Consider the following 8,607-nt stretch of genomic DNA (forward strand, 5'->3'; position numbering starts at 1 on the left):
ATAATATATAATAAATTTCTCGGGGGAGCGATTAATGGATCCAAAGTTTTACGCGGCGACATCTTTGTGGGATTATGCCCAATCTGCTGGTTGCAAATCGGAGCATTTAAAGCAGATGGCGAGCTCATTGGAAGGAAAAAGGGTTTTAGAAATCGGCTCAGGGAACGGGTATGACGCCGTTTATATGAAAGAAAAATTTGGCGCGGATGTGTTTGTTTGTGAACCGGACCGACATTGGAGAGATTTCGAAAAGACAGCTGCTAGGCTAACCCCGGGCAATATATATCGATGTCAAGCGCAAAAACCGCTAGCTTATTATTGGCAGACGCATGCTTTTCAACAGGCAAATTCGTTCAAGGGTTCCCAGAATACGGCCCTGAGCGCATGGGCGCACCAATAACCGCGTATAACCGCATTTCAAGCGAAAGGATTAACATTCATAGCAACATCTATGAACCAGATTTTGTTGCAGTCGTGGACGATACTCTATTAGATGTTGTCCCTGTTACTGCTGGCTTAAAAGCAAACGGCGCGTTAATAGTCAACTCGCAAAAAACGAACGATGAAATAAAAGCAAAACTCGCAGAATATAGCGGCAGAGTCTATAAAATCGACGCGCGCACAATAAGCGAAGACGCATTAGGAAAATACTTCCCTAACACACCAATGTTAGGCGCAGTCGTTAAAGTCTCTGGCGTCATGGACGTCGATAATTTCTTGTTAGAGATGGAAACGTCATTCAAGCATAAATTTGCAAGCAAGCCAGGCGTTATTGAGGGAAACATGAAAGCCCTAAAGCGCAGCGTTAACGAAGTGGAGGAAATTATATGAGCAAGAGAACAAACGTCGATTTCAACACGACCTGGAAAGACATCACACCAGGCGGAATAATATACGACTCAGGAAATGCGCAAGACTTCAAAACAGGCGATTGGCGCACAGAAAAGCCAATCTGGCTAGAAGAAAAATGCAAACAATGCTCACTTTGCTTCCCAGTCTGCCCAGATAGTTCAATGGTCGCAGATAAAGACGCAAAAATGTTAGGAATTGATTACGACCATTGCAAAGGATGCGGCGTATGCTCAAAAGCCTGCCCATTTAACGCAATCGAAATGGAGGCGGAATAATGGCTAAAAGAGATAGATTATCAGGCAACGAGGCGGTCGCAGTCGCGATGAAACAAATCAACCCAGACGTCGTTGCAGCCTTCCCAATCACTCCGTCAACAGAAATCCCTCAATATTTCGCCAGCTTCGTTTCAAACGGCGCAGTTGATACCGAGTTTGTTCCTGTCGAATCCGAGCATTCAGCAATGTCTGCCTGCATCGGCGCACAAGCAGCAGGTGGCAGGGCCATGACGGCTACATCAAGCTGCGGATTAGCTTTGATGTGGGAAATGTTATACATCGCAGCTTCTTCAAGGTTGCCAGTTGTTATGGCAGCAGTTAACCGTGCTTTATCGGGACCAATCAATATTAATAACGACCATTCAGACACAATGGGTGCACGCGATTCTGGCTGGATTCAAATCTATGGCGAAACAAATCAAGAGGCATACGACAACTTCATCCAAGCCCTAAAAATTGCTGAAAAAGCTGGTCTTCCAGCAATGGATTGCTTTGATGGGTTCATAACATCACACGCGGTTGAGAATATCGAACTAATCGACGACGACGCTGTTAAAAAATTCGTCGGAGAATACGAACCAAAAGACTATTTATTAAACGATAAAAACCCTATCGCCGTTGGTCCGCTTGATTTGCCAGTCCATTATTTTGAACACAAACGCCAACAAGCAGAAGCGATGGCAAACGTAAAACAAATCACATTGGACGTCGCAAAAGAGTTCGAAAAAATTTCCGGCAGGTCATACGGCTTGTTCGAGGAATACAAATTAGATGATGCAGAAATAGCAATAGTCGTTCTAAACTCAACAGCCGGAACAGCAAAAACCGTCGTTGATAAACTCCGCGATTCTGGCATTAAAGCAGGGCTATTAAAAATCCGTCTGTACCGCCCATTTCCTGCCGCAGAAATCGCAAACGCACTCAAAAACGTTAAAGCGATAGCTGTTATGGACAAGGCCGACGGGTTCAACGCAGCGGGCGGCCCCGTATTTTTAGACACCACTTCAGCGTTATACACATACGGCGTTCAATCAAAAGTCATCAGCTATATCTATGGCTTAGGCGGCAGAGACGTTAAAGCAGACGACATCGAAAAAGTTTATGCAAGATTACAAGAAATCTTACAAACCGGCGATGCCAAAAAGATCTACAACTATCTTGGCGTGAGAGGTGACGAATAATGCCATATAATTTAAAAGATTCAGTAAAACGAGGTAATAGATTAACAGGCGGGCATAGAATGTGCGCAGGTTGTGGCGCGCCCGTCGTTATAAACGCTGTCTTGCGCGCAGTTAAACCAGAAGACCATGTTGTTGCAGCTGCAGCTACTGGTTGCCTAGAGGTTTCAACTTGCCTATACCCATTCACTGCATGGAAGGACAGCTTCATCCATTCCGCTTTCGAAAACGCAGGGGCGACAATCTCCGGCGTCGAAGCCGCATATAAAGCAAAATTACGCAAAGGAAAAGACCAAACTGAAACAAAATTCATCGCATTCGGCGGTGACGGCGGAACATACGATATTGGCTTGCAAAGCCTTTCCGGCGCAATGGAACGCGGGCACGACATCGTCTATGTCTGCTATGATAACGGCGCATATATGAACACCGGCATCCAACGCTCATCAGCAACGCCAACTTTCGCAGATACGACTACGTCTCCTGCAGGCAAAGTTATCCCAGGCAAAATGCAAAAGAAAAAAGACCTAACCAAAATCATGGTTAATCACAATCTTCCATATGTCGCACAAACTGCGCCGATGGGCAATTTCAAAGACCTAACCGAAAAAGCTGAAAAAGCGATTTATACAAAAGGCGCAGCATTCATCAACACTCTTGCTCCTTGCCCACGCGGTTGGAGATATAACACACCAGACCTCATGGAAATCACAAAACTCGCCGTCGACACCTGCATCTGGCCGTTATACGAAGTCATCGAAGGCAAATATAACATAACATATATGCCAAAAGAGAAACTTCCTGTCGAAGCTTTCCTAAAACCGCAAGGCAGATTCAAGCACATGTTCTTGCCAGGAAACGAGTGGATGATTGAAAGTTTCCAAAATCTAATCGATGAAGATTGGGAAAGATTGCAAAAACTAGCCAGCTTATAAAAACTAAAACCGCCTTTTAAGGCGGTTTTTATTATGTTAAAGTTGTGTAAAAATCATTGATTTTTGCATATAAAAGTAGTATAATTAACATATGGACGATGATAAAAAACCTAGCGGGAAGAAATTTATGCGAACGATATACAAAAATATCAATAAGCTTCCCGAGCGAGAAAAAAAATACATACAAGCAATGCACCGCGAAGGATATTCCGATCGCGATATTTATTTGCTGTGCGAAGCTTCTTTTCCTATCGTAAAAGAGATAACAAGCAAGATGAGACCTCCTAAACATCGCCCAGAAAATTGGACTCGCGTTTTCCCAGATGAAAAAGTGTCCAGCATTAAAAACCTATACCAAAGCGGCACGACGGTACCAAAAATCGCATACATAGAAAACACCAGCGAATATTACATCCGCAAAATTTTAAAAGATTTCAAATGCGAGCCAAGTCCAACATACTTCGCCGAACTCAGCCAAGAAAGCATTGAAGACGTCAAGAAACGATATTCGAACGGCGAAAAAGTAAATATAATAATGAAAAACACGGGCATCTCAATTTATCGTATACATCAAATTATAAAAAATCTCCCAGCTCCAACGAAGCCGTCATATTGGGCAAAATTAGGCGAGGAAAGGGTTAACACCGTAATACGATTGCATCAAAATAAGCATAGCGTAAATTCAATAAAAGAGCTCACCGGAATAACAACACACTACATCAACAAAATAATAGCAGACATTCCACCAAATCACACACCGCCAATAAAAAAATAAAACCACCTCAAAAGGTGGTTTTTGTTATATTTTAAATTTTTTATAACCCCGAATGCGCTAAGTTTGTTCTACCAAAATCTTTTAAAACGCTGTCTTTATTATAAGAAATTGATGTGTTATCAGGAAACTTTTTCGATGCGTCTCCTAAAGTTTTAGATAATAATCTCAATACACTTTCGCATCGAGCTGCCGCAGCATCCTCCGCTTCTTTTCTAACCGCGCCCAATATTGCCCTGCCAGCGACAAGCTTTTTAATACTTCCTGCACTAGCCAGCCTGGATGTTTCTTCTTTTTCCGCTTGTTCGGCATAATCTGATATTAACTCAACGCTCGCGCCAAGCCTTACTCTGTCGCAAATTAGGCGAGCTTGTGTTTCTACTAATTTCTCGCCAGCATTATTATCAAGCAAAAATTTAAGCACCTCTTGCTCACTTTCTATTCTTGCAAAGACTTCGTCGATACGTTTTTTAACTTCTTCTCTCATAAAAAACCTCCTCATATTATAATTATAATACTTACCTATAATATAATTATAGCATAATAATAATAATAATAATAGAGGTTTTTTGCCATTTTATGTTAATTTTCTGTAAAATTCGAACTTTTCTACAAAAAAATAAGGCAAAATTGCTTTATCCGTCTTTATTTTTCACTCATAAGGCAGAAAAAAATTTTTATATCAAACTCTCGCCCCTCATCTCGGGCGGGATTTCAAGCCCCATAAGCTTTAGGCACGTTGGCGCAATGTCAGCCAGCTTGCCCATTTTTTTCTTGATTTCAACCTGCTTGCCCACGATGCAAAACGGAACAGGATTAGTCGTATGCGACGTGCATGGCTTGCCATCATCAAAAATTTCAATATCCGCATTCCCATGATCAGCAGTTATAATACAAACATCCCCCGTTATCTTGCAAGCCTCAATTATCTCGCCCACAGCAGCATCAACAGTCTCTACAGTTTTTATAGTCGCATCGAAATTGCCAGTATGCCCAACCATGTCGCAGTTCGCAAAGTTTAACACACCAAAATCATATTTGCCTGACGATATAAGCTCGATTGCTTTGTTTTTAATGTCTATCGCGCGCATGTTTGGCGACAAATCAAAAGTTGCAACTTTTTCGCTTGGAATTAGGAACCGCTCTTCCCCATCATACGGCTCTTCAACACCACCGTTAAAATAAAAAGTCACGTGCGCATATTTTTCCGTCTCGGCTATCTTGAAAATTCTTTTGCCAAGATGACTTAAGTATTCAGTGATATTATTTTTAAATTCTGTTGGATAAAAAGCAACCGGACAAGAAAACGTAGCATCATACTCCGCCATAGCAACATAATAGGGCTTGAAATAGAGCGTTTTGAACCCATCAAATCCATCTTCTATAAACGACCGAGTGATTTGCCTAGCCCTATCTTTCCTATAATTAAAGTTGATGATAGCGTCGTCCTCTATAACACCATGATAATCGCCTATAACGCTCGGGATGATAAATTCGTCTGTGATATCATTCTCATACGACGCCTCTATGCAATCCTCTGCTGATTTATAGTTTTTCCCTTCTGCAAAAGCAACCGCGTCATATCCCAGCTTGACCCTATCCCAATGGACGTCTCTATCCATTGTATAATACCTTCCGGCGACTGTCGCAATTTCTCCAATGCCAATCTCTGCCATCTTATCTTCTAGCTCTTTTATGTATGTCAAAACAGTCTTAGGAGGGACATCCCTGCCATCACAAATGGCGTGCACATATACTTTTCCCAAGCCCTCTTGCTTAGCCAATTTTAACAACGCGTATAAATGCGTATTATGCGAATGCACGCCGCCATCGGATAAAAGCCCAATTAAATGCAATGCCCCGCCTGTTCTCTTAACATGCTCGACCGCATCTAAGAAAACTTTGTTTTTGAAAAAATCGCCTGTGTTGATAGCATTTGAAATTAGAGTTAAGTCTTGATATACGACCCTACCGCCACCCATGTTCATATGCCCGACTTCACTGTTGCCCATTTGTCCGTCAGGTAGCCCAACCGAAAGACCAGAAGCTTGAAGCTCGCAATAAGGATTCTCAGCAAAAATTTTGTCTAGATTCGGCTTCTTAGCATGCGCAATCGCATTGCCATCATATTTTTCAGACAATCCATAACCATCTAAAATGATTAAAGTTAACAATTAGGGACCCCCGCAAATAGCTCTAAAAATTTTTCCGGCACGAGGCTCGCGCCGCCGATTAACCCACCGTTTATATTTTTCTTCGCCAATAATTCAGCAGCGTTCCCACCATTCATAGACCCTCCATATTGTATAACAATATTAGCCGCAACATCCTCGCCGTAAAGCCTATCTATCACGCTTCTAACCAACCCGCAGGCTTCGTCTGCATCGTCGGGTGTTGCGACTACTCCCGTGCCGATTGCCCAAATTGGTTCGTATGCTATAATAACTTTGCTGGCATCATCAAGTGAAACTCCATCAAAAGCAGACTCGATTTGCCTTGTAATCTTCGCATCTAGCATGCCGCCCTCGCGCTCTTGCAAAGTCTCGCCACAACATAAAATAGGTTTTAACCCGTCTTCCAAAGCCCTCAAAAGTTTCTTCTTTATCATCTCATTTGTCTCGCCAAATATCTCTCTACGCTCACTATGACCTATCAAAACGTACTCCGCACCAGCGGATTTTAGCATATCAGCCGAAACCTCGCCCGTGAAAGCCCCAGCAGTTTCGAAATATAAATTCTCTGCACCAACGCCAATAGATGTCCCCTCAAGCTCTTTCGAAAGAGCATAAATAGAAGTAAACGGCGCACAAATAACCGCTTTTACTCCTTCTTTTTCACTATATATTTTTTTAAATTCCTTTGCAAATTCGATCGTCTCAGGAATAGTCTTGTTCATTTTCCAATTCGCTGCAATAACAACCATTTTAATTCTCCTTATCCATCAGCGCCTCAACGCCCGGAAGTTTTTTGCCCTCAATAAATTCTAAGCTCGCCCCGCCACCAGTTGAAATATGAGTGAATTTATCAATCAAACCTAGCTTTTTAATCGCACTAGCAGAATCCCCGCCGCCGACAATTGTAATCGCCTTTAAACCGCTCAAAAATTTCGCTATAGCATTTGTTCCATTAGCAAAATTAGAAAACTCAAACACACCCATCGGTCCGTTCCAAACAACCGTCTTCGCGTCTTTTAGCTCTTCTTCGAATCTAGCAATCGTCTTGCTCCCAATGTCCATGCCCATAAACGGAAGTTCGATGTTGCTTATCGGGAACTCTTCTAACCGCGCGTCGTTCGAAAATTCATCGCCAGCGATAACATCAATAGGCAATATAATTTTAACGCCTTTTTCTTGCGCTTTCTTCAAAATATCCAAAGATAAATCAAGTTGATCCTCTTCAACGAGCGATTTGCCGACATTTCCACCAAGCGCTTTAATAAACGTGAATGACATCCCGCCGCCAATTATAATTTTATCCGCAACGTTAAGCAAATTTTCGATTAGCGGGATTTTATCGCTCACTTTCGCACCGCCCATAATCGCAACATAAGGATGCTTAGGTTTTAGAACTGCTTTGGATAACATTTCAATTTCTTTGCCCATCAAAAACCCGCTTACGCTCGGCAAATATTTGGTTACGCCCTCCGTTGAAGCATGCGCGCGATGCGCTGTTCCAAAAGCATCGTTGACATATATATCGCCTAAGTTGGCAAGGCTGCTTGCAAACCCCGGGTCGTTAGCTGTCTCACGTGCATCAAAGCGCAGGTTTTCCAACAATAGTATCTCGCCGTCTTTTAGCTCGGAAGCCTTTTGTTTTGTATCAAGCCCGATAATATCCTTCGAAAAATTTAAAGGCAATTTTAGTTCATCAACAAAATATCTCGCAACCGGTTCCAAACTAAACTCCGGTTTGACCTCCCCTTTCGGGCGACCCAAGTGCGACATCAAAATAACCTTCGCCTTCTTTTTCAAAAGGTATTCGATAGTCGGCAACGCCTTGTCAATGCGCGACGCATCCGTTATGTTTTTGTCAGCATCCAGCGGCACATTCAAATCGCATCGAAGCAATACTTTTTTCCCAGCAACATCAATGTCCTTAATAGTCTTTTTCATGATTTCTCCTTTATTTAACAGTATATTTCGAAATCTCAGCATTTGAAAGGGGCGGAAAGTTAGCAAAGCTTCCGGTTAAAACAACAAGGTCTCCTGTATCAAACTCCTCGTCATCCCCTCTTATTATTTCAACATTTTTAACGTATTTCCCTGCAATCTCTAAAAGTTCTGTTGCAGGCATAGCTCGCTCGGCGCTCGATTGTATAACAAAAATCTTATTTGCAAGCTCAGCAATAATTTTTATGCAAGATTCTACATCCTTGTCCTTCATCATGCCAATTATAAAATCCGCTTTTTGGTCAGGAAAATATATTTCCATGTTTTCTTTTAAAGATTCAAACCCCGCAGGATTGTGCGCCGCATCCATTACGACGACGCCATCATGTTGCGGAAAAGTTGTAAACCTATATGATAAATACGCGTTTTTAATCCCTCTTTTAATCTGCTCTTCTTTAATTCCTATCCCCTGCAAAACCTCTATAG

The 8,607-nt window shown here is 42.2% G+C and carries 11 protein-coding genes; 6 read left to right on the plus strand and 5 right to left on the minus strand.

Annotated features, from left to right (window positions below; genetic code table 11):
* The first annotated feature begins 34 nt into the window (after positions 1-34).
* The 6 genes from ACYVTD_RS07995 (at position 35) to ACYVTD_RS08020 (ending at position 4,015) form a co-directional block, all read left to right on the plus strand.
* A complete protein-coding gene (locus ACYVTD_RS07995) occupies positions 35-400 on the plus strand; it encodes a hypothetical protein (RefSeq protein WP_461247259.1) in 366 nt (121 codons plus the stop codon).
* A complete protein-coding gene (locus ACYVTD_RS08000) occupies positions 289-831 on the plus strand; it encodes a 2-oxoacid:acceptor oxidoreductase family protein (RefSeq protein ID WP_461247249.1) in 543 nt (180 codons plus the stop codon). The genes ACYVTD_RS07995 and ACYVTD_RS08000 overlap by 112 nt, the downstream gene beginning before the upstream one ends.
* Entirely contained in the window at positions 828-1,127 is a 300-nt protein-coding gene (locus tag ACYVTD_RS08005) for a 4Fe-4S binding protein (protein WP_461247250.1), read from the plus strand. Before ACYVTD_RS08000 ends, ACYVTD_RS08005 begins: the two co-directional genes overlap by 4 nt.
* Positions 1,127-2,308: a hypothetical protein gene (locus ACYVTD_RS08010; RefSeq protein WP_461247251.1), complete on the plus strand. Its 1,182-nt coding sequence runs from the start codon at positions 1,127-1,129 to the stop codon at positions 2,306-2,308. The genes ACYVTD_RS08005 and ACYVTD_RS08010 overlap by 1 nt, the downstream gene beginning before the upstream one ends.
* Entirely contained in the window at positions 2,308-3,240 is a 933-nt protein-coding gene (locus tag ACYVTD_RS08015; RefSeq protein ID WP_461247252.1) for a thiamine pyrophosphate-dependent enzyme, read from the plus strand. The genes ACYVTD_RS08010 and ACYVTD_RS08015 overlap by 1 nt, the downstream gene beginning before the upstream one ends.
* A gap of 91 nt (positions 3,241-3,331) precedes the next feature.
* Positions 3,332-4,015, plus strand: a complete 684-nt coding sequence (locus tag ACYVTD_RS08020) for a hypothetical protein (protein WP_461247253.1) — start codon at positions 3,332-3,334, stop codon at positions 4,013-4,015.
* 40 nt (positions 4,016-4,055) lie between these two features.
* On the opposite strand, the gene ACYVTD_RS08025 is transcribed toward ACYVTD_RS08020, so the two are convergent.
* The 5 genes from ACYVTD_RS08025 to ACYVTD_RS08045 form a co-directional block, all read right to left on the minus strand.
* The gene (locus ACYVTD_RS08025) at positions 4,056-4,499 is read right to left on the minus strand and encodes a hypothetical protein (protein ID WP_461247254.1); all 444 of its coding nucleotides are present in this window, start codon (positions 4,497-4,499) and stop codon (positions 4,056-4,058) included.
* 190 nt (positions 4,500-4,689) lie between these two features.
* Entirely contained in the window at positions 4,690-6,186 is a 1,497-nt protein-coding gene (gene gpmI / locus ACYVTD_RS08030) for a 2,3-bisphosphoglycerate-independent phosphoglycerate mutase (RefSeq protein ID WP_461247255.1), read from the minus strand.
* A complete protein-coding gene (tpiA, locus tag ACYVTD_RS08035; protein WP_461247256.1) occupies positions 6,180-6,935 on the minus strand; it encodes a triose-phosphate isomerase in 756 nt (251 codons plus the stop codon). The genes gpmI and tpiA overlap by 7 nt, the downstream gene beginning before the upstream one ends.
* Position 6,936: 1 nt before the next feature.
* The gene (locus tag ACYVTD_RS08040; protein ID WP_461247257.1) at positions 6,937-8,124 is read right to left on the minus strand and encodes a phosphoglycerate kinase; all 1,188 of its coding nucleotides are present in this window, start codon (positions 8,122-8,124) and stop codon (positions 6,937-6,939) included.
* Positions 8,125-8,134: 10 nt separating this feature from the next.
* A partial coding sequence (locus ACYVTD_RS08045; RefSeq protein ID WP_461247258.1) for a glutamate ligase domain-containing protein occupies positions 8,135-8,607 on the minus strand: 473 nt, incomplete at its 5' end.

The organism is Treponema sp. R6D11, from assembly GCF_054786075.1.

Excerpts from the sequence above, each read along its gene's own strand:
- ACYVTD_RS08005 (WP_461247250.1), top strand. The coding sequence starts at position 828 with ATGAGCAAGAGAACAAACGTCGATTTCAACACGACCTGGAAAGACATC.
- ACYVTD_RS08025 (WP_461247254.1), bottom strand. The coding sequence starts at position 4,499 with ATGAGAGAAGAAGTTAAAAAACGTATCGACGAAGTCTTTGCAAGAATA.
- ACYVTD_RS08015 (WP_461247252.1), top strand. The coding sequence starts at position 2,308 with ATGCCATATAATTTAAAAGATTCAGTAAAACGAGGTAATAGATTAACA.
- ACYVTD_RS08000 (WP_461247249.1), top strand. The coding sequence starts at position 289 with ATGTCAAGCGCAAAAACCGCTAGCTTATTATTGGCAGACGCATGCTTT.
- ACYVTD_RS08020 (WP_461247253.1), top strand. The coding sequence starts at position 3,332 with ATGGACGATGATAAAAAACCTAGCGGGAAGAAATTTATGCGAACGATA.
- ACYVTD_RS08010 (WP_461247251.1), top strand. The coding sequence starts at position 1,127 with ATGGCTAAAAGAGATAGATTATCAGGCAACGAGGCGGTCGCAGTCGCG.
- tpiA (WP_461247256.1), bottom strand. The coding sequence starts at position 6,935 with ATGGTTGTTATTGCAGCGAATTGGAAAATGAACAAGACTATTCCTGAG.
- ACYVTD_RS08040 (WP_461247257.1), bottom strand. The coding sequence starts at position 8,124 with ATGAAAAAGACTATTAAGGACATTGATGTTGCTGGGAAAAAAGTATTG.
- ACYVTD_RS07995 (WP_461247259.1), top strand. The coding sequence starts at position 35 with ATGGATCCAAAGTTTTACGCGGCGACATCTTTGTGGGATTATGCCCAA.